This is a genomic window from Streptococcus mitis, assembly GCF_946190335.1.
GTDB lineage: Bacteria > Bacillota > Bacilli > Lactobacillales > Streptococcaceae > Streptococcus > Streptococcus mitis_CH.
The window spans coordinates 129,356-155,215 of sequence record NZ_CAMHZN010000005.1 but is presented as its reverse complement, the minus strand read 5'-3'; the positions used below and the strand labels follow the sequence as shown (position 1 = coordinate 155,215).

Annotated in this window: 29 protein-coding genes and 1 tRNA gene; 2 read left to right on the top strand and 28 right to left on the bottom strand. The window is 37.3% G+C overall.

All coding sequences use genetic code 11. The features are described 5' to 3' along the window. Positions 1-5: 5 nt before the first annotated feature. Positions 6-77 (bottom strand) — tRNA-Glu (locus tag N8O43_RS08340). A gap of 58 nt (positions 78-135) precedes the next feature. After that, on the bottom strand, positions 136-1,491 hold the full coding sequence (gene rlmD, locus N8O43_RS08335; RefSeq protein WP_261089958.1) for a 23S rRNA (uracil(1939)-C(5))-methyltransferase RlmD: 1,356 nt from the start codon (positions 1,489-1,491) through the stop codon (positions 136-138). Positions 1,492-1,528: 37 nt separating this feature from the next. Here rlmD and recX point away from each other — a divergent pair, with 37 nt between their 5' ends. Both recX and ntdP read left to right on the top strand, forming a co-directional pair. After that, complete coding sequence (gene recX, locus N8O43_RS08330) at positions 1,529-2,305, top strand: recombination regulator RecX (protein WP_261089959.1); 777 nt, start codon at positions 1,529-1,531, stop codon at positions 2,303-2,305. Between the two features lie 88 nt (positions 2,306-2,393). Next, the gene (gene ntdP, locus N8O43_RS08325; RefSeq protein WP_000775316.1) at positions 2,394-2,927 is read left to right on the top strand and encodes a nucleoside tri-diphosphate phosphatase; all 534 of its coding nucleotides are present in this window, start codon (positions 2,394-2,396) and stop codon (positions 2,925-2,927) included. A 358-nt stretch (positions 2,928-3,285) separates the two neighbouring features. Here ntdP and N8O43_RS08320 read toward each other — a convergent pair whose 3' ends face one another. The 26 genes from N8O43_RS08320 to N8O43_RS08195 form a co-directional block, all read right to left on the bottom strand. Beyond that, on the bottom strand, positions 3,286-4,143 hold the full coding sequence (locus tag N8O43_RS08320; protein WP_261089960.1) for an Rgg/GadR/MutR family transcriptional regulator: 858 nt from the start codon (positions 4,141-4,143) through the stop codon (positions 3,286-3,288). Positions 4,144-4,155: 12 nt separating this feature from the next. After that, positions 4,156-4,929, bottom strand: coding sequence for a class I SAM-dependent methyltransferase (locus tag N8O43_RS08315; RefSeq protein WP_227325668.1), 774 nt, complete (start codon positions 4,927-4,929; stop codon positions 4,156-4,158). 398 nt (positions 4,930-5,327) lie between these two features. Next, the gene (locus N8O43_RS08310; protein WP_261074134.1) at positions 5,328-6,095 is read right to left on the bottom strand and encodes an epoxyqueuosine reductase QueH; all 768 of its coding nucleotides are present in this window, start codon (positions 6,093-6,095) and stop codon (positions 5,328-5,330) included. Positions 6,096-6,232: 137 nt separating this feature from the next. Further along, positions 6,233-7,855 (bottom strand): chaperonin GroEL, encoded by a 1,623-nt coding sequence (groL, locus tag N8O43_RS08305; protein WP_261089961.1) that lies wholly within the window; start codon positions 7,853-7,855, stop codon positions 6,233-6,235. A gap of 15 nt (positions 7,856-7,870) precedes the next feature. Next, a complete protein-coding gene (groES, locus tag N8O43_RS08300) occupies positions 7,871-8,155 on the bottom strand; it encodes a co-chaperone GroES (protein ID WP_033688179.1) in 285 nt (94 codons plus the stop codon). 299 nt (positions 8,156-8,454) lie between these two features. Then, on the bottom strand, positions 8,455-9,309 hold the full coding sequence (locus N8O43_RS08295) for a PTS system mannose/fructose/sorbose family transporter subunit IID (RefSeq protein WP_033683132.1): 855 nt from the start codon (positions 9,307-9,309) through the stop codon (positions 8,455-8,457). Then, on the bottom strand, positions 9,290-10,132 hold the full coding sequence (locus tag N8O43_RS08290; RefSeq protein ID WP_078238001.1) for a PTS mannose/fructose/sorbose/N-acetylgalactosamine transporter subunit IIC: 843 nt from the start codon (positions 10,130-10,132) through the stop codon (positions 9,290-9,292). The genes N8O43_RS08295 and N8O43_RS08290 overlap by 20 nt, the downstream gene beginning before the upstream one ends. Positions 10,133-10,155: 23 nt before the next feature. Continuing rightward, positions 10,156-10,650: a PTS sugar transporter subunit IIB gene (locus N8O43_RS08285; RefSeq protein ID WP_261089962.1), complete on the bottom strand. Its 495-nt coding sequence runs from the start codon at positions 10,648-10,650 to the stop codon at positions 10,156-10,158. Positions 10,651-10,676: 26 nt separating this feature from the next. Further along, positions 10,677-11,114 carry a PTS sugar transporter subunit IIA gene (locus N8O43_RS08280; protein WP_020903145.1) on the bottom strand — a complete coding sequence of 146 codons (438 nt, stop codon included), beginning with the start codon at positions 11,112-11,114 and terminating at the stop codon, positions 10,677-10,679. Between the two features lie 160 nt (positions 11,115-11,274). Beyond that, positions 11,275-12,567, bottom strand: a complete 1,293-nt coding sequence (locus N8O43_RS08275; protein ID WP_173234931.1) for an ABC transporter substrate-binding protein — start codon at positions 12,565-12,567, stop codon at positions 11,275-11,277. Next, a complete protein-coding gene (locus N8O43_RS08270; RefSeq protein WP_020903143.1) occupies positions 12,564-13,247 on the bottom strand; it encodes a response regulator transcription factor in 684 nt (227 codons plus the stop codon). The genes N8O43_RS08275 and N8O43_RS08270 overlap by 4 nt, the downstream gene beginning before the upstream one ends. Beyond that, positions 13,222-14,559 carry a sensor histidine kinase gene (locus N8O43_RS08265; protein WP_020903142.1) on the bottom strand — a complete coding sequence of 446 codons (1,338 nt, stop codon included), beginning with the start codon at positions 14,557-14,559 and terminating at the stop codon, positions 13,222-13,224. The genes N8O43_RS08270 and N8O43_RS08265 overlap by 26 nt, the downstream gene beginning before the upstream one ends. Beyond that, entirely contained in the window at positions 14,559-15,524 is a 966-nt protein-coding gene (locus tag N8O43_RS08260) for a substrate-binding domain-containing protein (protein WP_020903141.1), read from the bottom strand. Before N8O43_RS08260 ends, N8O43_RS08265 begins: the two co-directional genes overlap by 1 nt. 87 nt (positions 15,525-15,611) lie before the next feature. Continuing rightward, complete coding sequence (locus tag N8O43_RS08255) at positions 15,612-16,007, bottom strand: single-stranded DNA-binding protein (protein WP_000282467.1); 396 nt, start codon at positions 16,005-16,007, stop codon at positions 15,612-15,614. 76 nt (positions 16,008-16,083) lie between these two features. Next, positions 16,084-16,845, bottom strand: coding sequence for an SDR family NAD(P)-dependent oxidoreductase (locus N8O43_RS08250; protein WP_261089964.1), 762 nt, complete (start codon positions 16,843-16,845; stop codon positions 16,084-16,086). A 41-nt stretch (positions 16,846-16,886) separates the two neighbouring features. Further along, complete coding sequence (gene ytpR / locus N8O43_RS08245; RefSeq protein ID WP_261089965.1) at positions 16,887-17,513, bottom strand: YtpR family tRNA-binding protein; 627 nt, start codon at positions 17,511-17,513, stop codon at positions 16,887-16,889. A 15-nt stretch (positions 17,514-17,528) separates the two neighbouring features. Beyond that, positions 17,529-17,846 carry a thioredoxin family protein gene (locus N8O43_RS08240; RefSeq protein WP_119919755.1) on the bottom strand — a complete coding sequence of 106 codons (318 nt, stop codon included), beginning with the start codon at positions 17,844-17,846 and terminating at the stop codon, positions 17,529-17,531. Further along, positions 17,843-18,142 (bottom strand): DUF4651 domain-containing protein, encoded by a 300-nt coding sequence (locus N8O43_RS08235; protein WP_001013971.1) that lies wholly within the window; start codon positions 18,140-18,142, stop codon positions 17,843-17,845. Before N8O43_RS08235 ends, N8O43_RS08240 begins: the two co-directional genes overlap by 4 nt. A 90-nt stretch (positions 18,143-18,232) precedes the next feature. Further along, positions 18,233-19,312 (bottom strand): PspC-like choline-binding domain-containing protein, encoded by a 1,080-nt coding sequence (locus N8O43_RS08230; RefSeq protein WP_261089966.1) that lies wholly within the window; start codon positions 19,310-19,312, stop codon positions 18,233-18,235. Between the two features lie 119 nt (positions 19,313-19,431). Further along, positions 19,432-21,039, bottom strand: coding sequence for a CTP synthase (locus N8O43_RS08225; protein WP_261089967.1), 1,608 nt, complete (start codon positions 21,037-21,039; stop codon positions 19,432-19,434). 236 nt (positions 21,040-21,275) lie between these two features. Then, on the bottom strand, positions 21,276-21,863 hold the full coding sequence (gene rpoE, locus N8O43_RS08220) for a DNA-directed RNA polymerase subunit delta (protein WP_261089968.1): 588 nt from the start codon (positions 21,861-21,863) through the stop codon (positions 21,276-21,278). Between the two features lie 404 nt (positions 21,864-22,267). Continuing rightward, a complete protein-coding gene (locus N8O43_RS08215) occupies positions 22,268-23,413 on the bottom strand; it encodes an FtsX-like permease family protein (protein WP_261089969.1) in 1,146 nt (381 codons plus the stop codon). 3 nt (positions 23,414-23,416) lie between these two features. Continuing rightward, the gene (locus N8O43_RS08210) at positions 23,417-24,097 is read right to left on the bottom strand and encodes an ABC transporter ATP-binding protein (protein ID WP_261015984.1); all 681 of its coding nucleotides are present in this window, start codon (positions 24,095-24,097) and stop codon (positions 23,417-23,419) included. Beyond that, on the bottom strand, positions 24,094-24,669 hold the full coding sequence (locus tag N8O43_RS08205; RefSeq protein WP_261015985.1) for a TetR/AcrR family transcriptional regulator: 576 nt from the start codon (positions 24,667-24,669) through the stop codon (positions 24,094-24,096). Before N8O43_RS08205 ends, N8O43_RS08210 begins: the two co-directional genes overlap by 4 nt. Positions 24,670-24,802: 133 nt before the next feature. Further along, the gene (locus N8O43_RS08200) at positions 24,803-24,949 is read right to left on the bottom strand and encodes a hypothetical protein (RefSeq protein ID WP_261090045.1); all 147 of its coding nucleotides are present in this window, start codon (positions 24,947-24,949) and stop codon (positions 24,803-24,805) included. Positions 24,950-24,968: 19 nt separating this feature from the next. Then, positions 24,969-25,727 carry a protein NO VEIN domain-containing protein gene (locus tag N8O43_RS08195; RefSeq protein ID WP_261090043.1) on the bottom strand — a complete coding sequence of 253 codons (759 nt, stop codon included), beginning with the start codon at positions 25,725-25,727 and terminating at the stop codon, positions 24,969-24,971. Positions 25,728-25,860: the final 133 nt, after the last annotated feature.

Below are 25,860 nucleotides of genomic sequence, written 5' to 3'. Positions count from 1 at the left end.
TACCATAGTCCGTACGGGATTCGAACCCGTGTTACCGCCGTGAAAAGGCGGTGTCTTAACCCCTTGACCAACGGACCAGAGTTATTTTCAACTCTTACTATTATACCGACTTTTTAGTTTTTGTCAACATCTTTTTTAAACTTTTTTAATTAATTTTACAACTGCTTCCGTTCGAGCAGTGTGTGGGAACATATCGACCGACTGGATATAATGAAGATCATAGACTTCTACTAAGCGCACTAAATCACGAGCCAAGGTCGAAACATTGCAAGAAATATAGACCATTTTTTCTGGTACATAGGTAAGAATTGTATCTAATAACTTATCATCCAGACCTGTACGTGGCGGGTCCACAATCAGAGCATCTGCTCGGTATCCTTCCTTGTACCAACGAGGAATAATCTCTTCTGCCGTTCCAGCTTCGTAATGTGTGTTGTCAAATCCCATTCTTTTAGCATTTCGCTTGGCATCTTCAATAGCTTCTGGAATAATATCCATACCTCTTAGTGTTTTAACTTTCTTTGCGAAGGCAAATCCAATCGTACCAACTCCACAATAAGCATCAATCAAATGATCTTCTTTAGTAACATCCAAGGCTTTTACTGCCTCGTTATAAAGTACTTCTGTTTGTTCAGGATTTAGTTGATAGAAAGCTCGAGGGGATAGTGAAAATTCATAATCAAGAACACCTTCTTGAATACTCTCTTCTCCCCAGATAATCTCTGTCTTTTCACCATAAATCTCACTGGTTTTAGCTGTATTTGTATTCACAGCTACTGTCACAACTTCTGGAAAATCTTTAACTAAGTCTTTTACTAGTTGGATTAAATTAAGCTGACGATTTGTAACAATAATAATCTGAACCTGTCCAGTCTTTCTTGCTCGTCGAACCATTATAGTTCTAACACCTAGAATTTTTCTCTCATCCGTGATTGGAATTTGGTGAAAAGTAAGTAATTCTGCTAGACGATTAGCAATCACTTGGGTTCCCTTGTCTTGTACCAGGCAGTCTTTCAACTCTACTAAATAGTGAGAATTTTGTGCATATAAGCCCGCCTTGACCTGATTCTTAAATTTTCGAGTCTGAAATTGTAACTTGGCACGGTAGTACTTTGGTTCCTGCATACCAATAGTTGGACGGATTTCATAGTTTTCATATCCTGCAGGAGCAAATTTTTTCAGTGCTTGATGAAGCAAGTCCGTCTTGAACTCCAGTTGCTTATCATAATGCAGGTGCATGATTTGGCAGCCTCCACACTCATTATAAATAGTACAAGCTGGCACAACTCGGAATTTAGACTTCTTGTTGACCTTCAGTAATTTTGCCTCAACAAAGTTACGTTTAATAGAAGTAATCTGACAATAGATATCTTCTCCTTTTAGGGCTCCAGGTACAAAGACTAATGTTTTTTGGTAAAAGCCGATTCCCTCACCATTAATTCCCATGCGCTTGATTTTTAATGGTATTTTTTGTTTCACTTTCAGATTCATACCCCTATCTTATCACATTTTGAGTTATAATAGAACTATGAAAATCACAAAACTTGAAAAGAAAAAAAGACTCTATCTGATGGAGCTTGATAATGACGACAAATGCTACATTACTGAAGATACAATTGTTCGTTTTATGTTATCAAGAGATAAGGTTATAAGCCAAGAAGAATTGAAAGAGATTCAGGACTTTGCCCAATTTTCTTACGGTAAGAATCTAGCTCTCTACCACCTATCCTTTAAAGCGCGCACTGAAAAAGAAGTCAGAGAATATCTGAAAAAATACGATATTGATGAAAACATAGTTTCTCAAGTCATTGATAATCTTAAAGAGGATAATTGGATTAATGATAGCCAGTACACTTATGCTATCATCAATGCCAATCAACTTTCAGGAGACAAGGGGCCTTATGTACTGACTCAGAAACTAACACAAAAAGGGATTTCAAAATCCACTATAGAAGAGAACTTGAAAGAATTTGATTTTTCTGAAGTTGCTCAACGTGTAGCGAATACACTATTGAAAAAATATGAGGGAAAGCTTCCAACTCGTGCCTTGCAAGATAAGATCATCCAAAATCTGACCAACAAAGGATTTTCCTATCCTGATGCTAAAGTTGCCTTTGACGAGTTGGATAGTCAAGTTGACCAAGAAACGACTCAGGAACTCATCTTCAAGGAACTTGATAAGCAATATGCTAAGTATGCTCGAAAGTATGAAGGATACGAACTTAAACAGCGTTTAACTCAAGTTTTAGCTCGAAAAGGCTACGATTTTTCGGATATAGCAAGCGCTCTCAGAGAATATCTTTAATATTTTCATGTAAAATTCACAGATTTTAGGTAATTTTATGGTACAATAGTAAACGATAAACTTATAAATTGTAGAAAGTTGGTTAGTTATGAAGCTTCCAAAAGAAGGCGACTTTATTACAATTCAAAGTTATAAGCATGATGGGAGTCTCCACCGAACTTGGCGGGACACCATGGTACTAAAAACAACAGAAAACGCCATTATTGGTGTCAACGATCATACACTGGTTACCGAAAGTGATGGTCGTCGTTGGGTCACTCGAGAACCGGCTATTGTTTACTTTCACAAGAAATATTGGTTTAATATCATTGCCATGATTCGCGATAATGGAATTTCCTACTATTGCAATATGGCTAGCCCCTACTATCTGGATGAAGAAGCACTGAAGTATATTGATTATGATTTGGATGTTAAAATTTTTACAGATGGGGAAAAACGTCTCTTGGACGTTGAGGAGTATGAGCGTCACAAACGCAAAATGAATTATTCTGATGACTTGGACTATATTTTAAAAGAACATGTCAAAATTCTTGTTGATTGGATTAATAATGGACGTGGTCCTTTCTCAGAAGCCTATGTAAACATTTGGTACAAGCGCTATGTAGAACTAAAGAATCGGTAAAGTTGTCAAAGGTCAGGAACAAAATCCTGACCTTATTTTTTGGTAGTGTAAAATAAATTGTGTAAACACAAAAAGAAATAAATCCATTATAGCAGAGTTACAACACATTACTAGAAAGAGATTTATGCAGAATTCGTAAAATATATAAAACAAATAGATATACTGTTATTTTTTAATGTCTTTATTCCTTGTAAGTTTACAACAAACTTATATCATTTCATACAAAAAATACGAAAATGATTAGTATAAAAAATACAGGTCAACTTCGTATCAAATAATTTATTTTTTGTATTTCCACCTAACATCAATCATTTAGTACAACATTTTAAAAACAATATCTTTACAGAGAAAATGCTATTTAATCTACCAACTCATTTAATCGTTTTTGAAAATATAAAGCAATACTTTTAGATTCAATAAACTCAAAATATTTTATGACATTGTTCATTTGTTTAATTCCAGATTCTTTAGATTCAGTCAGATATATTTTATATCCTTCTACAAATTTGAATGTAGATTTTTCAAAAACTTTTGTGTCATCTTTTAATAATTTCTTTAATTTCATTTCAAAGTAGTCTGCATATATTAGATGTGAATTTTCAAGGCAACAGAACCAAAAATTTAAACAAGCTGACACAACTAAATTTCTATTCTTACCGATTTTTTCGTAATAATGTGTACGCTCTAGTATTTCTTTTCCGACCATGTAAATATAATCTATTTCAAAAAGATGATATAAATTACCAATCAGCGTTATATCATAGAACTCCCATCGTTCTTTCTGAAATAAATAGTCATATACTAAATTTAGATCATCTCTACTAACTACATAATTACAATCTATCTGATTTAATAATCCCTGGACCATTATTGTATTTATTTTATGAGTTTTTTCCCCACTCTTCTCAAAAATTTTTTGTTGCTCATTTTTTATTACCTCCAATCCTTTAGTATTCAAACTATAAAAATTCGGAGATAAATTAACCAAAAAATCATCAAGCTCCGTTCTTTTATAATGTTCTAGGTGATTACAAAAATTCTCTATCGAAACATTGATATTTGATAATAATTTAAAGAACGTTGAAAGAGAAATTTCATTTTCTCCTCTTTCAAATCTAGAAAGTTGAGATTTTGATATAGAATCAGCTGCAGCATACTCTAAAGAATATCCGTTTAATTTTCTAAAATATCGAAAAGCTTCTCCATAATTTTTCACAATTTCGTTCCCTTAACTTTCTTTTCTAGCGATAAACATACCATATTCTTTAGGAATGATCAACATACCATTATTAAACTCACTTTCCAATCTTTTACGTATTATTTCCTCTTCTAGTGAGCCTATTTCTGAAATTCCTTTAAACGATTGGATGTATTTAACTAGGTTATCTATACTAGTTACCTGTAACTCATCATCATAGAGTAATGTATCGACAGAGTTAAAATACCTACTCAGGTACCTTTTACCATTTTGTAAAGTAAACGTTTTATTTTCTAAATCTTGATTAACCTCATCTTTAAATAAACTTGCCAAATAATTTACAACTCCATTTTCACCAAATGTAGCACAGTAAAAAATTCCTCCGGTTTTTAAGACCCTATTTACCTCAGAGAGAGCTTTAGGAATATCATTCACATGATGTAAAAGCATATTAGCAATAACAATATCAAACGTTTCATTCTCAAAAGAAATCTTTTGAATATCCATTATCTCATAGTTGACATTGTCTCTATTTCCAATCACTGACTTCGTTGTTTTTACCATATCTTTAGAAAAATCTGTAACAACCAACTGCTTCATTTTATCTATAGAATCACTATTACTTTTCCACAGTTCTCCTGTACCACATCCCAATTCTAGAACCTTTACTTCATCAGTGATTTGGTAGTTAGAAAATATCCAATTATTAAATCCCAATTTATTTTTTGAATACTTCTTATGCAATTCTACTCGAATATCAAGATTATCATGACTTTTATATTGTTCAATTACTTTATCAATCATTTTAAATGACCTCCACTCTATAATTTGACATTATATCACAAGAATAAAGATAGTGTTAAATAAGTTGTATAAATGCAAAAAGGAATATTCCGTTATAGCAGAGTTGTAACACATTTCTATAAAGAAATTTATTCCTACAACTCAGTTTGGCATGCTTAACTTCCTAACTCAAAAACAAAGCATCGATTAATTTATCTGTTCTTCTTTTGAAACAGATTTGAACTGATAATTGCTCGTTCTAATTTAAAAAGCTCTTTTGAGCAAAACTTCATTTTTTTAAGAGTCCAAGGCTTGTTGAAGACTCACAAGCCTTGGACTAGAAATTCAAAAATTGGTCCAACAATTTCTGTCTATCGCTTTTCTACTAGCAAAAAACCTACCTTGAGGCAAGTTTTCATTTATATATCTAATTTTGTAACTGTAAATTTGATATGGGAATAGTCTTTTTCAACATCCTTATCCAGCAAGAACGCTGTGGCGTCCTTCTTAACTTGAACCAGGTCAATATTCTGAGCCTGGGCTGCATAGACGCATCCACAATAACATTGACGATAGATATCATACTCTTCACACATCTCTACTGAACGTTTGTAGCCTTGATTTTTCTTGAAATCACTTGGAAGATAGTGGGTGGTGTAAATCTTTTGCACATCAATTCCGATGTTGTTGATGGTTTGAGAATTCTTATGAGGACTGATGGTTAAAGCCGAACCGAAGTAGTCAAAGCCTAAATCCATAGCCACTTGAGCTGTCTTATCCAGTCGGTAGTCAAAGCAAACCTTGCAACGGTCGCCTCCTTCTGGCTCTTCTTCCAGTCCTCTGACTAACTTACGATATTCATTTGGTTCGTAGGGAGCTTCTAGATACTGGACCGTATTTCCTGTCCGCTCATTAAAATCACTGACAAATTTCTTGGTAACATAGGCTCGCTTATGGTATTCTGCCTTGGGATGGATATTAGAATTGGCAAAATAAATGGTCACGTCTGCATACTTAGTCAAATATTCTAGAGTATAGGTACTGCAAGGGGCACAGCAAACATGCATGAGAATAGTTGGCCGTTGCTCATTTTTCTCCCATACTTGTACCATCTTCTGCATGACACGGTCATAATTAATCTTCTGATTGGGGTTCATCTTGCTCAGAATTTCTTCTACATCGATCATGTTCTTCTCCTTTTTCTAGTCTTATTTTATCATATAAGTTAGGAGAGCTCAAATCTATTTAGAAGTGAATAGCATAAAAAGGAGGAATAGCCATTCCCTCCTTTTATGTTTTTTATAAGTTGTTTTCTATAGAAAGCTTACATCATCCCACCCATCATGCTTGGATCCATGGTTGGAGCCGGAGCTACTGGTTCTGGTTTATTGGCTACGACTGCTTCTGTTGTCAAAATCAAACTAGCTACAGATGCTGCATTTTGTAGAGCTGAACGGCTAACTTTAACTGGGTCGATGATTCCTTCTTCAATCATGTTGACCCATTCGCCAGTTGCTGCGTTGAAGCCTGTACCAAGCTCAGCATTTTTCAAACGATCGATAACGATAGACCCTTCAAATCCTGCATTGTGTGCGATTTGACGAACAGGTTCTTCCAAAGCGCGGAGAACAATATTGCGTCCTGTTGCTTCATCTCCTATCAATTCCAAATTCGTCACAGCTGGGATGACATTTACAAGGGCTGTTCCACCACCTGCAACGATTCCTTCTTCAACAGCTGCACGAGTAGCGTTGAGGGCATCTTCAATACGGAGTTTCATTTCTTTCAACTCAGTTTCAGTTGCAGCTCCGACCTTAATAACCGCTACACCACCTGACAATTTCGCCAATCGTTCTTGTAATTTTTCACGGTCAAACTCAGAAGTTGTGGTTTCGATTTGAGACTTGATAACTGCAACACGGTGAGAAATAGCTTCAGGATTTCCAGCACCTTCTACGATAACAGTGCTATCTTTGTCCACAGTTACTCTCGCTGCTTGACCAAGAGCTTCAATTGTCGCATCTTTCAACTCAAGACCAAGGTCTTCTGTGATAACTGTTCCGCCTGTCAAGATGGCGATATCTTCGAGCATAGCTTTACGACGGTCACCAAATCCAGGCGCCTTGACTGCTACTACGTTGAAGGTTCCACGAATCTTGTTCAATACAAGAGTTGGAAGAGCTTCGCCATCAACATCATCCGCAATAATCAAGAGTGGACGATTGCTTTGGAGAATACTTTCTAGGAGTGGCAAGATTTCTTGGATATTTGAAATCTTCTTATCAGTAATCAAAATGTATGGATTTTCAAGATCAGCAACCATTTTTTCGCTATCTGTCACCATGTACTGTGAAAGGTAACCGCGGTCAAACTGCATTCCTTCCACAACTTCCAGTTCTGTTTCCATACCACGTGACTCTTCGATAGTGATGACACCATCTTTGCCAACTTTTTCCATGGCTTCAGAGATGTACTCACCAACTTTTTCAGAACGAGAAGACACGGCAGCAACCTGAGCGATAGCTTCTTTGTTGGCAACAGGAATGGCGTTGTTTTTCAAAGCTTCAACTGCTGCTGCAACTGCTGTTTCAATCCCACGACGAATGCCGATTGGATTTGCACCTGCTGTGACGTTTTTGATTCCTTCGCGTACAATTGCTTGGGTCAAAACAGTTGCAGTCGTAGTCCCGTCGCCTGCGATATCATTGGTTTTAGAAGCTACTTCTGATACCAATTTGGCACCCATATTTTCAAAATGATCTTCTAATTCAATTTCTTTGGCAATGGTCACACCGTCATTGGTAATCAAGGGTGAGCCAAATGATTTTTCCAACACAACGTTACGACCTTTTGGTCCCAAGGTTACTTTAACAGTATCTGCAAGGATATCGACACCACGGACCATAGCTGAACGGGCATCTGATGAAAATTTAATTTCTTTTGACATACTTACTTTCTCCTTCTATTCTTCAATGATAGCCAAGATGTTCGCTTCGCCTACGATGATATACTTTTCATCACCATCTTTGACATCAAGACCTGCGTGAGCTTCAACCAAGACACGGTCTCCAGCTTTAACACTTGGAGCAACCAAGTCACCGTTCAAGGTACGAACACCTTGTCCAGTAGCTACAACTTGGGCTGTTTTGGTTTTTTCTTGGGCTGAGCCAGCAAGGACAAAGCCTCCAACAGTTTGTTCTTTTTCTTCTACTTTTAAGACCACACGGTCTCCTAATGGTTTCAACATCTGTTTTCCTCCATGATGAACTACATATTATTAGCACTCTTTATATCTGAGTGCTAATTCATGATTCTATTGTATCACTTGGTCAGAAATAGTCAAGAAAAAAGTCTGACTTTCTGAGGATGAATAGATAAATTTCTTTATCCTAATTTTGCACTTTAATATTGTAGAATTTTAACCAACATGATTTATGGAATTAGTATTTTCGTTAATTCTTTTATAAAAAATACCGAAACTCTAAATCCTTATATTACGCATATATAAAAAACAACGATTATAAACCGTTGCTTTTTTACATACTATTAATATTTCAATCCTGGATTGAAAAATCCTAAGGCTACTCCTACAAGTGCAATAACTACCAATAATAGCATCACCCAATTTGGAGAAACTTTCTTTTTAGCCATCAGCCACCAACATAGAACAATAAAACCTGCTGTTAAGAGACCTGGATAAACACCATCAATTTTTTCTTGTAAGTTTAAAAATGTTTCTCCATCTCCATTTTTCAGCTCTAGCGCCGTAGTGACAGATACCCAAGTTGCTGCAACAGCTCCTATGACCATACCACCAACAACACTAATTGATTTTCTTAGCGCCTGACCTTTAGGACCTACTAAAAATTCTACTGCTTTATCTCCAAGTTCATATCCTTTAAAATAAGCAAAACGCATTCCAAGATAGACTAATAGATTCCATGCAATAATATAGAATATTGCACCAGAAATATTTCCTCCTTTAGAAAGACCTAGTGCTATCCCCAAAAGAACAGGAATTAATGTTCCTACAATAAGTGAATCTCCAATACCTGCAATAGGCCCCATTAGACCAGCTCGCATTCCATTAATGGTTTCACTATCTACGGCATCTCCATTTGCACGCGCTTCTTCCAAACCAGCTGTTATCCCAACTACTAGAGAACCCAACTGCGGCTCAGTATTAAAGAATGCTGTGTATGTTTGCATAGCTTCTTTTTGCTCTTCCTTAGTATCATACATTTCTTCTACAATTGGAAGCATAGAAGTTAAATATCCAAAAGTTTGCATATGTTCTTGAGAAAAACATGTCAGATGTCCATAGAACCAGTGGTGAAATGATTTTGTCAATGTTTTTCTTGATATTTTTTTTCGACTCATTCTAAATATCCTCCTCTTCATCAAATCCCATATCACTGACAACTGCTGTCGTACGGGCAGATTTAATAACTTCTAATTCATAATAAATTACTGCAAAAATTAATGATACAACACCACTTGCTACTAAGTTCAAGCCTAAAGATTTTGCTAACGTGAACCCGACAAAGAAAGGAATAAAGTCTGTTGTTTTTGTAACAATTTGTTTCAAAAGTATTGCAATACCCACACATGGAAGGAGTGCTCCTACAGTAAATAGAGACTTCATTACAAAACCATCCATCGGAAGATATACTTTCATAAGATCAACCATATCTGGTCCAAATTTTGTAATAATCATTGTTGGTAAGAAAGAAAAGATAAAATGTGAAATCCAAGGATATACCCAATCAACAGCATATAACTTCTTAAAATCACCTTTCTCTACAGCTTTCCATCCAATGTGTTGCCAAAGCAAATTCATAGTAGCTGTACCATAGAATAAAACAGTTCCAATTGTTCCAACCGCGGCTCCAATTGGCGCTGCTGCTGCTGCAATCGCTACTTCACCTGAAATATTATTTGCATGAACAAATAGGATAGATAACGGAATTCCGATATAAGAAATTGCCCGTACATCGGCAGATACAGTTCCACCAGGTGTCACTAAGGCAATATATAATACCTGCAAAGCCACACCAACGATTACCCCTGTTGTTATATCTCCTAATATTAAACCTACAATTAAACCACCAACTAATGGACGCCCCAAAGTATAGTTACCAATACTGGATCCCCCCATACCTGGCATCGATGCTAAACTTGCAAACAATCCTAAAAGAGCTGCTTGAATCCAAGAAATTTCCATCATTTTGTCTCCTTATTTCATTATTAAAATCCAAATTTTGATTTAAAATCACTCCAATAGCCAATAGATACATCTGGTAACAATTGGAATCTAACTTTATATCCTGCTTTTTCAATTGCTTCTAGTGCAACTGCTTCCTCTTGAGTAATTGATTGATTATTTCCCAACTTGATAGCACCTGGTCTATCGTTAGCAGGTCCTACAATAATTTCTTTAACATCTCCTGGAATAAAGCCCTGGTCTACTAAAATTTCTTTCATATCAATTGGATTCTTAGTAATCAAAAAATATCTACTATCCGATTCTGTTACTTTAGATGATTTTTCTTTAAACGCTTCCTTTGTCCAAACAAATGTTTTTTTATCTGACGCACCTTTATATGCCTGAATTAAAACCTTATTAGATGCAGCAGCGTCATTTACTGCAATTAATCCATCACATGGATGTTCTTTTGCCCATCTAGTGACTGTTTGTCCATGAATCATTCTATCGTCAATTCGTACAAATGTTACTGCCATAATTTTTTATTCCTTTCCTTATACAACTAAATATCGTCTTCTTCATTAAGATTATCATCCGATCCGACTTCAAATTCCTGTAGAGCTGAGGATGATTCGTTTAATATCGTAGAAACAAGTTCACTTCCGGTCAGAATGTCTTTCATCACCACTGCTGTAAGTGCCATTGTTAAGTTCATACCTCCCAAAATAGTTGCATTCTCTAATTTTCCAAATTCTTCTAATACTGTTGCAACAGTTGTTAAAGGACTTCCCCCAACAATATCTGCTAAAACAAGAACCGAATCATTTTCATCCAGAGATGCAATAACATTCTTGACCTCTACAGAAAAACCTGCAAGACTTTCTCCATCTTTTAAGCCAATCGCTATGACATCATCTACCTTATCCGAAGCAAACATAGAAAGAGATGATTTCAATCCCTCTGCGAGCCCTCCATGACTGACTAATATCAAATACTTCATATTTCCCTCCTTTTATTGATTTTATTCTATCATCCTTATCTTCACTTTATAATTGTTAAATGTCACAAAAGTTTATTGATAAATGTCAATAAAAAAATGACAAATGTCAATAAAGACATCTGCCATGTTCGTATTATTTAAGAAATAATAATCTTGATATCTATTTAAGGGTTCCTATATCTAGTTCTTTTTGTAACTTAATAAGACTACCTTCAATATCCGTGTTATTTTCATCCATAGATAATGCTTCTAATCTTTCTTCTATTCCAACCAATGATTTTGAATCTATTCCTTTTGAAATAGTTGTAATTGAATTTTTCATTATATAATCCAGTGAAGTAGTCGTTAAGGCATTCTGACCAATCATTCCTTTCTTCATCAACTCTTCACTCTTCAAACTAGTTACTACCTCTGGTAATACTGAGCTTCCTTGACCCTTATTAAATAAATTTTGTTGAATTTCACGATTAATTGTTAAAAATTCTATAAACGATACGGCAAGGTTTGAATTGCGAGAACGCGAAGAAACCACGTATAAGGAAGTATCTGTTACAGTAGAACGAATGTCTTCCTTAGTAGTTGGCAATGAAATACATGTCCAGTTAAAATTTGTATATTTGGCCACATGATAAGGAAAAGGTTTATATGTTCGATATTGTGCCAAACTCATTGGATAAAAGGCCACATGCCCTTCATCAAAATCTTTATAGGTTACTTTGTAACGTCCGTTTAATTGATTCAATCCCCTTATATAGGATAAAGCATCCTTCATTTCTGACGAATCTATACGAGGAATACCACTCTCAGAAATAGTAACACCAAAGGCCGCTAGAGATTCTTTCCAACTATATCCTGTTATCCCAAATTGATCAACGATTCCATCTCCATCGGTATCTTTTGTAACTTTTTTACTAATCTCATAGAGATCTTTCTGCGTCCACCCTACTTCAGGAATTTCAATGCCCTCTCTTAAAAGTAAATCTTGATTTACACACATCAACATGGGATTGCTTTCATATGGAAGACCGTATAAATCATCTCCGTATTTTGCTGCCTGCAAAGATACATCATAGAAATTAGAGGCATCTTCTTGAGACAGATAGGAATTTAGTTTTTTTAAAATACCTTTTGATGCAAATAAAGATAATTGGTCGCTTGATAATAGAAATACATCCGGTTCAGAACCTTTTAAAATTTGACTTGAAATCCAATTAGAATACTCCTCCTTAGGAATACCTGAATCATATACAATTTTAACCCCTGGATGAAGCTCTTCAAATTTCTTAATAGCCTCATCTAGTACATAGCTGTTATTCCCTGTAGGAATTCCCCAACTAGAATCAGAATAAAAACCCAGCCTAATAATCTTTATCTGCTTGTTTTCCCAAATAAGAAATAAACTCAAGCAACTTAGCACAAACAGTATCGCTAGAAACAATTGCTTTAATTTCATTTATCCATTTCCTTTGAAAAATTCTTTTGTGTCACACCTGTTTGTACAGCCCATATGGCTAACTGTGTCCTATCTCTCAAATTTAGTTTTGAAAGAATGATAGAAAGGTAATTGCGCACTGTTCCCTCGGATAAAAAAAGATTACTGGCAATTTCCTTATTTGATTCTCCAAATGCCACTTGCTGAATAATTTTCCATTCTGTCAGTGATATATTTTCAATATTCTCTTCCTTCACAGTAATAGAAAAATTGGTCTGTGCCATCTGCGAGAACAATTGAAATACCTTACTAGCTATATTAGGATTAATCATAGCTCCACCTTTATACACTGTCTGAATGGCTTGATATAACTCGTCGGTTGAAACTCCTTTTAATAAATAGCCAGATGCACCATATTTTAAAGCACTAAAAATGAATTCGTCGTCATCAAATGTTGTTAAGATTATAATTTTTATATTTGGAAAAAGTTTTTTGATTTCTTTTGTAGCCAATACTCCATCCATTCTGGGCATTCTAATGTCCATTAAAATTATATCCGGTTTTACAGTCATAATGTTATCCATAGCTTCGATACCATCACCAACGACGGATACAACATCAATATCAGCATATACTGATAAAATGATCTGCAAAGACTCTCTAATTAACGCCTGATCATCTGCAATCATTACCTTTATCATATACTTCACCTCCTATTTTTGGAAAAACTATTTTAGTGTAAAATCCTTCCCTATTTTCAAAATGAATAGAACCACCTAAAATAGAAACTCGCTCTCTCATTTGTTTCAAGCCATACCCAATTTGTAAGTCGTCAAAACCTATTCCATTATCGTGCAAAACTATTATGTTGTTATCCTCACTCATAAAGCGAATGCTCATTTTACTAGCATGTCCGTGACGAACAGAATTTGTCATAGATTCTTGTATAATCCTAAAAATAGTATCTTCCTGCATAACATCTAAATCAATATTCCCCCATTCATATTTTAGATCGACAGAGAGTTTTGATAGAGACTCATACTCACTAATCATTAATATTAGAGCATCTTTTAAACCATTATTTTGCAAAGCTCCTGGTCTTAGTCTATGTAATGATCCCCTAACATCTTTTATCCCCTCTCTAACTGCATTTGAAACATTTTTCAACTGTTCTTTAGCACGGATAGGATGAACATCAATTAGTACAGAAACAGCATCAATCCCTGCTGAAATTCCTGTCAACGCATGACCTAGAGTATCATGAATTTCCCGAGCAATTCTTTTCCTTTCTCGATCTTCAGCGATTTTCTCTGATAACGATATGTAATGATTCAATTCAGTGTTGACTCTAGATAACATTTTAAGCTCTTCCTCAATATTATGGTGCTCTTTAATCACGTATAGGATATAAGACAATAAAGAGATGATGAAAATAATAACGTTTAATGACGTCAATGCATTTTCTAAAAATAACACTACACCTCGTATGGACGATGGGTAAAATTGGATATAGGTAGAAAGAGATGGAACTTTTATAAATAGTGACAAGATTTCATAGTCTGTTAAAAGTAACATTAAAAAACTCAAGAAAATAAAAATAATCCAAGAACGTTTACTATCAGAGTCTTGAAACTCTCTTGAACTATAGAATATATCAGCAAAAACTAATAATATTATTCCATTGTATGACAGATTTTGTGACCATATAACACCAATCATTAATACTATTTCAAACAAATTCCATTTTGAAAAAATTGGCCATTTTTTCTCAGTTGAATACATTTTATAGGTAGATATAAAAATAATACCGACAAAAAAGATAATTGAATACCAAAAAATCTGGTCAGGTGATTTTGAAATATTGTTTAATTCTCCCAATAAGAGTATCATCTGTCCCTTTGAAATTACATAGTTTGTAATCTGTATATACAAAGCTCCATTGTATATAATGGTTAGAAAATTAATTAATAAAAGCAAAATTATAGAGTACTGGACACCTTTTACCTGTTTCATTACTGCCACCCATTAATATCAAACTGAATTATATTATTTTTATCAACAAATTGTACAGGTATAGTATATAATTCTTCAACTTCTTCTTTTTTTACTAATAAATCTATTGTTTCCGATACTTTTCTACCCATATGAGATGGAAATTGAGCAACCGTTCCCGTAACTTCATCTGTTGTAGCTAATAAATGCTTCATATCTGGTGAACCATCTATTCCGTAAATAAGTTTTTTTGAAGTTACTTTCAATTCTTTAATTGCTGCTAAAGCTCCTATAGCTGCTCTATCATTTAAAGCCACTATAGCATCAAATTGTAAACCTTCAGATAACGCATCACCTACAGTAGTCATAGCATACTCTGTTTGACCAACCGTTTCTCTTTCTGAGATAATTTGATAATGTTCTTCTGATTTTATTGTATCCAAAAAACCAGTTATTCTCTGATTAGCTGATAAAGCATCTTTGTGCGTTAACAAAAGAATATGAGCATTTGAGGTACGTTTCATCAAATCCTTGGCAATTAATATCCCAGCATGGTAATTATCAGAAACTATACTCGTATCAACTTTTATATTATTCAACTGACTATCTACTGCTATAACTCTAATTCCAAAATTCTTTGCCCTACTTAACGCTTCTACAATTTGCTCGCTATCACTCTTAACCGGATTAATAACAATAACATTCACTCGCTTCTCTATAAACTCATCAATTTGTTTACTCTGTTTTTCTTCACTCATCTCTGCATCCCGAGTATACAATATCTGACCTTCTGAATCAGAATAGCGTTGAATCTCATTATGTAAATGTCTATAAAATTCACTATTCATCGTCATATAAGTCGCTCCAACTTTTATTTGTCCCGGAATAGGATCTGTCTGACTCACATGAGTATAAATCGCAAAAACAAATACGACTACTGTACAAAATATAATTTTGACGATTGTTCTTGTATATTCTCTACTCATTCCAACCTCCAAAAAGTTTCAACTAGTTCATTGTAACACATTTAGACATTATAAAAAAGCCTGAGAACAACTCAGACTTTTCAATGTTTAAAATGGCAATTCCTCCTCTTCCAAAACCAAATCTGCCAAATCTTGGCCTGCATTATTTTCACGCATGGCACGTTGGGCGCGACTTTCCAAGAGTTGGAATCCTGTCACAAGGACTTCGGTCACATAATTCATCTGACCATTTTTCTCAAAGCGACGGGTACGCAATTCTCCATCAACGGAAATGAGACTACCTTTGGTTGCGTAGCTTGCCAAAGTTTCTGCTAGTCTGCCCCATAGAACCATATTGACAAAATCAGCTTCACGTTCACCGTTTTGGTCTTTGTAACGACGGTTCACAGCGATAGTTGCTCGCGCTACTGACTTGTCATTGTTGGTTTTATGCAATTCTGGTGTAGACGTTAAACGTCCAATCATGATAACTTTATTATACATATTTTTTCCTCCTACTTATCTATTCGTAGGAAATCAAAAAAAGTTACAGAAATTTGTAACTTTTCGAGAAAATTTTTTACTTTTTATGAACCATAAATCCTGTCGCCTGTTGATTGGCCATAATGGTCATATCTGTAATCTGCACACGACGAGGTTGACTGGTCACATAGACTACTGTGTCTGCGATGTCTGGTGCCTGCAAGGCTTCGATTCCCTGATAAACCGTCGCAGCTCGTTCTTTATCACCATGAAAACGTACCGTTGAAAAATCTGTTTCGACAATTCCAGGCTGAATGGTCGTCACCTTGATATCCGTTGCGATGGTATCAATTCGCAGTCCATCCGAAAAGGTCTTAACCGCTGCCTTGGTAGCTGAGTAAACAGCGGCACCCGCATAGGCGTAGATTCCTGCGGTTGACCCCATGTTGATGATATGTCCTTGATTAGCTTTTACCATTGCTGGAAAAAAACAGCGAGTGACTGCCATCAAACCTTTGACATTGGTATCCAACATAGTTAACATATCCAGCTCTTCATAATCCTGATAGGGTGCTAAACCTAGAGCCAGACCGGCGTTATTAACCAAGATGTCAATCTTCCCTATCGTTTCTAGAATACTGGAGCAAACAGTCTTCACCATAGTCATATCCGTGACATCTAGTGGAAAGGTCCAGACGGTTTGATTTGGAAAGACTTCTGCAAACTCCGACTTAAGAGCTTCTAGTCTATCTGTCCGTCGTCCTGTTAGAACGACATTCTCACCCTGCTCCAGATAAGCACGCGCAATTGCTTCACCGATTCCTGATGTCGCTCCTGTAATCACTACATTTTTTGCCATCTTATTTCCTTCTAGCTGGTCTATCAGATATTAACAACTTTTTAGGCAGTCCAGTGTTTAGCTGGATCAAATGGAGTTCCGACAACTTGACCTTCTGATAATTCAATAACACCACGTTTTTGCGGAGCGTTTGGCAAATGCAATTCACGAGGGCTGCACATCATGCCAAAACTCTTCTCACCACGAAGTTCGCCTGGGAAAATGAGATTGCCTTTTGGCATCATTGCTCCAGGAAGAGCCACAATGGTTTTCAACCCAACACGCGCATTAGGAGCCCCTGCAACGATTTGCACTGTCTTGTTACTTGCGACTGCAACTTGGCAGATGTTGAGGTGGTCACTATCTGGATGGGCTACCATCTCAACGATTTCACCAACAACAAACTTAGGTTCCTTGTCATTAACAATTTCTTCTGCAAAGCCTTCTGCCTGCAATGCTTGGTTCAAACGAGCGACTTGCTCATCTGATAAAAAGACTTGACCGCGCTCTGCGATTTCAAATAAACTTGAAACTTCGAAAATATTCCAAGCCACTGTTTCCCCATTCTCTTTGAGAAAAACACGGGCTACCTTGCCTTTGCGTTCTACATCTAGTTTGGCATCTCCGCTATTTTTCACGATGACCATAAGGACATCACCGACATGTTCTTTGTTATATGTAAAAATCATTGTTTCCTTTTTCTCCTATTTCAGTCCTGCTAAAAAATCGTTAATTTGTTGCTTGCTTTTACGGTCGCGGTTAACAAAACGGCCAATTTCCTTGTCCTTTTCTAGAACAACAAGGCTAGGGATTCCGTAAACATCCCAGAGTTTGGCCAAATCCATATACTGGTCTCGGTCCACACGAATAAAGGTGAACTCTGGATTGGTCTCCTCAATTTCTGGCAAGGCAGGATAGATATAACGACAATCGCCACACCAGTCTGCCACAAAAAGGAAGACTTTCTTGCCATCTTTTTCTACTAAAAATGCCAATTCTTCTAAACTTGCTGGTTGTATCATAAGACTTCCTCCTCATAGACCAGGTCTTCATTTTCATAGACAAAGGTATAATGACGGCCATCCTCAAAAATGACGCCACCAACCAAGCTCTCCAGACTACTTTCATAAACTTGAACATAGAGGGTCGCAATTTCCCCCATGTCTGAAAAGTGGTCTCGCACAATCGCTGTCAACTCTTCCTGAGTCTTCATGAGCTTGCGGTCATCTGCAACTTTTTTCGTAGCAAGGGCAAGGCTTCCAATACCTAGCAGAGCCAAGCCTGCCATCCACATTTTTTTAGCTTTCATACCATTCATTTTAACACAAAAAACGCTTCAGGACAAATGAGGAAGCAGCAGAAAAGTAAGTAAAAAGCCTCTTCCTTGCAGGAAAAGGACTTCTTATTCTTATTTCCAAGCACCACCGGCATCTACATAGTAACCATCTGGTGTGTAGGTATTGCGAAGCATCTTACCTGATGAAGCTAGATAATACCATTTGTCGTTGTCTTTGACCCAATCATTCGCAAGCATGGCACCAGAAGAACTTACATAATACCATTCTCCCTTGTCATAAACCCAAGTGCTTGCTTTCATGGCTCCTGAAGTTGATAAATAGTACCACTTGCCTTGATCATAAAACCAGTCACCAGCAATCATAGCTCCTGATGATTTAAAGGCATACCAGTTGCCACCTTGATAGAGCCAAGTTTGATTGAACATGATCCCTTTATCATTCATAAAGTACCAAGTTCCCTTGTCCTTAACCCAAGCATTTTGAACTAATTGTCCTTGTTTTTGATAGTACCACTTTTCACTGTAATCCTTTTTTAGCCAGCTTTCTGCTTTTACAATTGGATAAAGTATTTTGAAGGCTCCTGCCCCCCTGTAGGAATGACTGATAACTCCTGGTTTTTGAAGTTTCAATTCTTCATAGTCGTCTGCCCAAGCAAAGACTTTTTGACCATTGACAGTTTCTGGTAAGGTAGCAGTGTAGGTCTTGGTTTGATAGTCCCATTTTGCATCAAGGTAGGTGTGTTGATCATTTGATTCGTCAATACGGAAGTAACCACTCTTTCCACCGTCATTATATACATCATCTACTACTTTAGTGGACCAGGTCTTTACTTCATTTCCGCTCTTGGCCTCGACCTTGATATCCCCTCTATAGCCATAAGGTACATAGAAATTCAGGTAACGCCCCTCTACACCCATCATAGACTTGTCCTTTTCTTGACCTAGGAAATTGACAGTTTGATCTTGACCATTGAGACTGACCGTCCACTCGATTTTCTCAGTTTTTGGCAAATCCAATACTTTGATATCTACTTCATGGCCATTGTTAAATCGAAGAATTTTGCCATCTTGATACTTAATACCACCCTTGACAACCCATTCTTCTTTCAGCTCGAATGCCTGACCTGAATGAGGAAAAGTCAGTAAAGCTAGACCTGCTAGAGAGAAACCAAATAGTGTGATTTTTTTCATTGTAAATCCTCCTTAACTTTTGTTATGTTAATTATATCACTATGTTTTTAATTTGCAAATATTATCCTAAATATGCAATCAAAAAACCTCTGAGATTCTTCTCAAAGGTTCTGATTTTGCTATTTACTGTTCTCAACAGCTGCAGTAACAAAGGCAGTGTAGAGTTCTTCTGGGCGGTTTGGACGACTTGAAAGTTCAGGGTGATACTGACACGCTACAAAGAATTTATTTTCAGGAATTTCCACAATTTCAACCAAACGATTGTCTGGAGAAACTCCTGAGAAGACAAAACCTGCTTCCTCAAACTGCTCACGGAAGGCATTGTTAAACTCATAGCGGTGACGGTGACGGCGTTGCACCACTTCTTGATTGTGATAAGCAGCTGCTGCCTTAGAGCCACGTTTTAACTTAGATGGATAAAGTCCCAAGCGAAGGGTTCCCCCCATATCCTCAACATCAATCTGATCACGCATGATATCAATGATAGGGTATTTTGTTTCTGGTGCAAGCTCTGCAGAATTGGCACCTTCAAGTCCCAAAACGTGACGAGCAAACTCGATACAAGTCAACTGCATTCCCAAGCAGACACCCAGCATTGGAACATCATTCTCACGCGCATAGCGGATGGCTTGGATTTTTCCTTCCGTACCACGTTGGCCAAAACCACCTGGTACGATGATTCCGTCCGCATCAGACAAGAGTTCTGCCACATTCTCTGCTGTCACATCATTGGCATTGATCCAATTGATTTTCACTTCTGCGTCGTTGGCATAACCAGAGTGTTTCAAGGCTTCGACCACTGAGATGTAGGCATCTTGCAACTCCACATACTTACCGACAAGTGAAATCTTGACTTGTTTCTTGAGGTTCATGACCTTGTCCACCATGGCTGACCATTCTGTCATATCTGCTACTGGAGCGTCTAGTTTCAAATGGTCACAGACAATTTGGTCCATACCTTGTGCCTGCAAGTTCAATGGAATTTGGTAAAGGTGTTCAACATCCAACGATTCGATAACGGCTTCTGGTGCCACATCACAGAACTGGGCCAGTTTATTTTTAATTCCTTGACCAGCTGGCTCTTCTGTACGAATAACCAACATATTTGGCTGGATTCCCAATCCACGCAATTCTTTGACAGAGTGTTGTGTTGGTTTGGTTTTCATTTCACCAGCGGCCTTGAGGTATGGAAGCAGGGTTGTATGGATGTACATAACATTATCCGCACCCACATCTGCCTTCATCTGACGAAGAGCCTCTAGGAATGGCAAGGACTCGATATCTCCAACAGTTCCACCGACCTCTGTGATAATGACATCAGAATCAGTCGTTAGAGCGGCACGCTTGATTTTTTCTTTCAAAGCATCTGTGATATGAGGAATAACCTGAACAGTTGCCCCAAGGTATTCTCCACGGCGTTCTTTACGAAGAACTTCACTGTAAATTTTACCAGTTGTCACGTTGGAATATTTGTTGAGATTGATATCGATGAAACGTTCATAGTGACCCAAGTCCAAATCTGTCTCAGCTCCGTCATCTGTCACAAAAACTTCCCCGTGCTGGTAAGGGCTCATAGTTCCCGGATCGATATTGATATAAGGGTCAAACTTTTGAATGGTTACTTTGAGACCACGATTTTTCAAGAGACGGCCCAGACTCGCTGCCACAATCCCTTTCCCAATAGACGATACCACACCACCAGTTACAAAAATATATTTCGTAGACATAGATTCCTCTTTCTAAAATGCTCAAGGCCTTGTTAACTACGAGGGGACATAGAAAACAAGACCCTACTAATAAGAATAATCTGGAACGACTGCACCAGATTCACAACCAAAATACAAGAAGATAACTTCTTGAAAAAACAAAAATAGCTCCCTAAGAACTAGGGAGCCCCGACCTCTAAAAGAGGTGCCCGAACAATATGATACCTAAAAATAGGAAAATTGTCAATAGCTAACTTTTATTCCTCGACGTTTTCAGAATCATCGTCTGAAAACTCGTCGTCTTCTTCGTTGAGATCCACGTCTTCACCCAAGTCATCTGGGGCGATTTCGTTGATTTCTGCATCATAAGCTTCCACTTCGTTTTTCTCATCATCTGGATTTTCATCATCGTATGAAAGAGCTGGATCTGCTTCGTATGCATCTTCGTCTTCTGGATCATCTGCATTGTAGTCAATAGCATCTGAATCACCATCCATGAAGGCATTGACACGTTTTTTCTTAGCTTTTGGTGCTACTTCATCGTCGTCATTTTCTTCAAGAGCGATGATTTCTTCGTCGATTTCATCTATACCATACCATGAACGAAGGCCCCATTTGTTATCTCCAAGTGAGATGAAGCTACCGTCAAAGTTCAACTCTGTGTAGAACAAAGGCAAGGCTTCTCGGATATCGCTGTTTGATGTTCCAAGGTAGTTTTGAATTTCGTTTACAAGATCGCTAAAATGCATCTCATGATCACGACCACGAAGTTCCAAGATAGCACGCGCTACCTCAATCATAGATAGTTCACTTTTTTCTTGCCCAGCAAATACTTCTAATTCCAAAGCGTTTCTCCTCATTTATACTACTATCGCCAGAGCAAACAGACTCTGACCTCATTTTATCATTTACTCTTTATTTTACGATAATTTTGCAGAATAGTCAAAGGTTAAGAAAAAATAAAGGTGAAATATTTCAGCTAATTGAAAGACCTGTGTAACATGACCACAGGTATATTGATTTATTTATAACTCAAGACTGCAACTCCAATACCAACCACAAACTGCAAGAGGATTCCTACAGAGATAAAGGATTATTTGTTGCGTCAAATCAAGTAAAAAGATCATTTCAGGTCCTACCAGTAACTTCGTTTTCTTTCCTTTATTTCATTTTCCCTAGAATAGTGAAAAATCCTTCTCTTGTTAATGAGTTTCATAAGAAAAAGGCTGGAGAATCCAACCTTCTCTATTTATTCAGCTAAGAGTACTTCTTTGATGGTTTGCTTTTGGAGTTTTCTGTTGGATAGATAAAAGAGGCTTTCATAAACCACAGCAAAACCGATCAAAGTCCAGAAGCAAACATTCCCATCAAAGTGATGCTCAATCTTTTCAGGAACCGTATCTTTGATCACACCAATCAAGATTTCCATGATAGCGTACTGATAAGCCGTCCCAAGAACAAATCCTAGATATGCCCAGAAACGATAGGGAGATAGGATATGACCTTGGCATTCACGATCTGTGTAGCCAAAAACCTTCATAAGAGCCAGGGTTTCGCGACTTTCTGAGACGACAATCCCCAATGACAAAAAGAGAATAGAGAAAGAAAGGATCAAGCCAATCATGATCATCATGGTTTGGATGATGTCATCTGTGTAGTCCCTTAGACCAAAGGATAATTGAACCATAGCCGCAAAACACATAGAGCCAAAGACTACAAAAAATAGGATAGATTTTCTCCCCCAAATTAGTGACGAAGACAGCTCTTTTAGGAAGTCTTTCTCTTTCTTAGGAGCCCTCTTTCTCCTTTTGACCTTGATTGGTGTTGGGGACTTTTTCAATAAGCGAAGAGCCGGCGTTTGTAGTTGTCTTCTAGCATAACCAACCGCGATAAGCATAAAAAATACCGTTGGAAGGACCACAAAAGCAAGCAAGAGCTGCCAATGAAAATGAATGGTAATTTCTGACAGGATCCCCTTTTCATTCCGGAAGTCATAAAAATGCCCCATCATAAGAAAAGAAGTGAAATAGCCAAGAAGCGCTCCGGCACCAAAACTGATCCCAAATGCCCAAAATCGTTTAGCCAGCTGGCCATTGCTATAGCCCAAAGCTTTTAAAATTCCTAATTGTTCCTTGTGATCATCGACAAATTGTTTGATATAAAAACACATGAGAAGGACCGACGTCAAGGACAAGACGACTCCACTGACCATGGCCACCATCCAAGAAAGCGAAATCTGGACATCATAGTAGGTCTGAATCATGGGATTGGTTTTAGAAATCTCCAACTGCTCGATGTCCAAGTAAAAATTCAAGAAGAGATTGGCCACAAAGACCGCACAAGCCCCAATTATACTGACGACAACTAATTTTCGAATATCTTTTACTGAAAACATGGCTTACCATCCAATCTCATAAGCAGTCTGAGGCTGATCATTGGTCACAACTTCGGTAATCTTGCCACTATTGACACGAATGATGGTTCTTGCCATATCCGCAATATTTTGGTTATGCGTCACCATGATGAGGGTCAAACCAAGCTTTTCCTTTAACTCCCAGATATAGTCGAGAATCTTGCGCCCCGTTTCTTCATCCAGGGCTCCCGTCGGCTCATCTAAGAAAAGAATCTCTGGCTTTTTGGCCAAGGCCCGAGCAATGGAGACTCTCTGCTGTTCCCCACCTGACAATTCACTCGGATACTTGTCCAGCTTATCGCCAAGTCCCAAATCCTCGATAATCTGCAAAAAATCATGATTGTTTGCCAGGTCTGCCCCCATCTTTACATTCTGTCTGACTGTTAGATTAGGCAATAAATAATACTGCTGAAAAATAAAGGCAATCTTCTCACGTCTAAAGGCTGTCAATTGAGTATCTGTGAGTTGAGCCAAATCCTGTCCTTGAATGAGTATATGTCCCTCGTCTACCTTTTCTAAACCTGACAGAACGTTTAAGAGAGTTGATTTGCCTGATCCAGAAGGACCGAGGATAACCACATCATACTGGTCTTGAAGCTGCAAATCAATCCCTTTTAAAACCTTGGTTTGGCCGTAACTTTTGTGCACATTTTCTAGTTGAATCATTTCTTTCCTACCATTTCTTTGATGAGAGATTGACAAACCTCTGTCAGTAATCCAATCACTTCTTCCATGCTGAATTGATAAATGTCAGAAGCAACCATTGAGGCCATCCCGTGCGAGTAGATAAATAGATGCTGGTACAAGCGACCAGCCTCCTCTACATTCAAAGGATAGTCTGCGACGATCGAATCCAGAACCAATTGGTAACTATAATCCTTCATGGGAAGAAAATCTTGAAAGCGACGAATCGGATCTTTGCTGGGATTTTGGAAAAGCAATTGAAAGAGTTGGGGGTCTTTTGAGGCGAAAAGGATATAAGCAACCCCGACGGATCGAAAAGGCTTCTCATCTTCTAAGGCCTTACGAATATACTCCACCACTACCATTTCCGCAGCACCAATAACCTCTGCTTGTAACTCGGCCATATTGGCAAATTGCCCAAAAATGACTCTTGGTGTGGCTCCCAGTTGCTCCGCTAATGCTCGAGCCGTCAAACTAGCCATGCCCTCTTCTCTCACCAATTGTAAAGCTGTTCCAATGATAGTCTCTTTACTAAATTTAACCTTTGGTGGCATAAGACTCCTTTCGCGCAACATTAGTTGCGCAACACTTGTTGCTTAAAAGAATACCATAAAAAAGAAAGACTTGTAAAGAAAAAACTGTAAAATACAAAACAAAAAGACAGCGAACTTTTTATTTCTTTGCTACTCAGCCGATGGCATCACTTGGCGGGGGTTCGGTATCGATCCAGATAAATTCAATACCGATTTCCCCATTTTTAAACTTGGTCAAGCCAATACCTTTGATTTCCAGTTCATTGAGCCGTTGACCTGTCAAGACTTCTCGTTCTTTCAACTGGAACACTTAAGGGAAACTAATACAAATCTTCTAAGCTTCTGTATTCAATAATTTCATTTTTTATAATATTCTTTTTAAACTCAAAATGTTTTAAAGGATTATCGATTAACACTAACTTTGGAATATCATCTAGGTTGGTGACTAGAGATAAAACAAAATCTGTTTGGAACTCTTTGGCTTTTTCAAACTCGTTGGAAGTCAAACGAATGCGACCCTTAGATTTTCGGATACCTTTTACTTCGGCAAGGTAAGAATGCTCTTGGACATCTACCTGAAAATCATATCCATCACCATAAAGATGGACATCGGTTAACTGTCCACCTTGGAATTTTTCTTCTTTATCAAAGTTGAGTATAAAATAATTTTCCGCTTCCATTCCAGTTTCTTGTAGACGTTTGAATTTAGTTCTAATTATTGATTTTTCAACGATGGTTATGCCTGTTTTCTTTCCTTCACTAGCAAGTAGCATTTTAACGATTTCAGCATAACTATGAACATCTTCATTTCCAAACATCATATCAATTAAATCTTTACGAAAACGGTAAACTTCAGCTTTCTGCCACCAACCTTTTCGATTATTGTCAAAATAAGGATCAAATAAATCCATTCTATTCTTTACAACTCCAGTTGTTTCAGCAATTCCCAGAGAAACCACATAGCGATAAAACTCCGACTTGCTAGAACATTGAAATTCTTTTATAAAAAGCTTGTCAAACTTGGCAAGACCGTAGCCAATTAAATTTAACAATTCATAATGCGGGTGTTTATACTCAATGAAAATCAAAAAGTAAACTAGGAAGCTAGACGCAAGCTGTACTTGAGTACGGTAAGGCGACGCTGACGTGGTTTGAATTTGATTTTCGAAGAGTATTAGACATCACTTTCTCCATCAATAAATATTGGTTTCA

Excerpts from the sequence above, each read along its gene's own strand:
- rlmD (WP_261089958.1), bottom strand. The coding sequence starts at position 1,491 with ATGAATCTGAAAGTGAAACAAAAAATACCATTAAAAATCAAGCGCATG.
- recX (WP_261089959.1), top strand. The coding sequence starts at position 1,529 with ATGAAAATCACAAAACTTGAAAAGAAAAAAAGACTCTATCTGATGGAG.
- ntdP (WP_000775316.1), top strand. The coding sequence starts at position 2,394 with ATGAAGCTTCCAAAAGAAGGCGACTTTATTACAATTCAAAGTTATAAG.
- N8O43_RS08315 (WP_227325668.1), bottom strand. The coding sequence starts at position 4,929 with ATGATTGATAAAGTAATTGAACAATATAAAAGTCATGATAATCTTGAT.
- N8O43_RS08310 (WP_261074134.1), bottom strand. The coding sequence starts at position 6,095 with ATGATCGATGTAGAAGAAATTCTGAGCAAGATGAACCCCAATCAGAAG.
- groL (WP_261089961.1), bottom strand. The coding sequence starts at position 7,855 with ATGTCAAAAGAAATTAAATTTTCATCAGATGCCCGTTCAGCTATGGTC.
- groES (WP_033688179.1), bottom strand. The coding sequence starts at position 8,155 with ATGTTGAAACCATTAGGAGACCGTGTGGTCTTAAAAGTAGAAGAAAAA.
- N8O43_RS08295 (WP_033683132.1), bottom strand. The coding sequence starts at position 9,309 with ATGAAGAGGAGGATATTTAGAATGAGTCGAAAAAAAATATCAAGAAAA.
- N8O43_RS08290 (WP_078238001.1), bottom strand. The coding sequence starts at position 10,132 with ATGGAAATTTCTTGGATTCAAGCAGCTCTTTTAGGATTGTTTGCAAGT.
- N8O43_RS08285 (WP_261089962.1), bottom strand. The coding sequence starts at position 10,650 with ATGGCAGTAACATTTGTACGAATTGACGATAGAATGATTCATGGACAA.
- N8O43_RS08280 (WP_020903145.1), bottom strand. The coding sequence starts at position 11,114 with ATGAAGTATTTGATATTAGTCAGTCATGGAGGGCTCGCAGAGGGATTG.
- N8O43_RS08275 (WP_173234931.1), bottom strand. The coding sequence starts at position 12,567 with ATGAAATTAAAGCAATTGTTTCTAGCGATACTGTTTGTGCTAAGTTGC.
- N8O43_RS08270 (WP_020903143.1), bottom strand. The coding sequence starts at position 13,247 with ATGATAAAGGTAATGATTGCAGATGATCAGGCGTTAATTAGAGAGTCT.
- N8O43_RS08265 (WP_020903142.1), bottom strand. The coding sequence starts at position 14,559 with ATGAAACAGGTAAAAGGTGTCCAGTACTCTATAATTTTGCTTTTATTA.
- N8O43_RS08260 (WP_020903141.1), bottom strand. The coding sequence starts at position 15,524 with ATGAGTAGAGAATATACAAGAACAATCGTCAAAATTATATTTTGTACA.
- N8O43_RS08255 (WP_000282467.1), bottom strand. The coding sequence starts at position 16,007 with ATGTATAATAAAGTTATCATGATTGGACGTTTAACGTCTACACCAGAA.
- N8O43_RS08250 (WP_261089964.1), bottom strand. The coding sequence starts at position 16,845 with ATGGCAAAAAATGTAGTGATTACAGGAGCGACATCAGGAATCGGTGAA.
- ytpR (WP_261089965.1), bottom strand. The coding sequence starts at position 17,513 with ATGATTTTTACATATAACAAAGAACATGTCGGTGATGTCCTTATGGTC.
- N8O43_RS08240 (WP_119919755.1), bottom strand. The coding sequence starts at position 17,846 with ATGATACAACCAGCAAGTTTAGAAGAATTGGCATTTTTAGTAGAAAAA.
- N8O43_RS08235 (WP_001013971.1), bottom strand. The coding sequence starts at position 18,142 with ATGAATGGTATGAAAGCTAAAAAAATGTGGATGGCAGGCTTGGCTCTG.
- N8O43_RS08230 (WP_261089966.1), bottom strand. The coding sequence starts at position 19,312 with ATGAAAAAAATCACACTATTTGGTTTCTCTCTAGCAGGTCTAGCTTTA.
- N8O43_RS08225 (WP_261089967.1), bottom strand. The coding sequence starts at position 21,039 with ATGTCTACGAAATATATTTTTGTAACTGGTGGTGTGGTATCGTCTATT.
- N8O43_RS08215 (WP_261089969.1), bottom strand. The coding sequence starts at position 23,413 with ATGTTTTCAGTAAAAGATATTCGAAAATTAGTTGTCGTCAGTATAATT.
- N8O43_RS08210 (WP_261015984.1), bottom strand. The coding sequence starts at position 24,097 with ATGATTCAACTAGAAAATGTGCACAAAAGTTACGGCCAAACCAAGGTT.
- N8O43_RS08205 (WP_261015985.1), bottom strand. The coding sequence starts at position 24,669 with ATGCCACCAAAGGTTAAATTTAGTAAAGAGACTATCATTGGAACAGCT.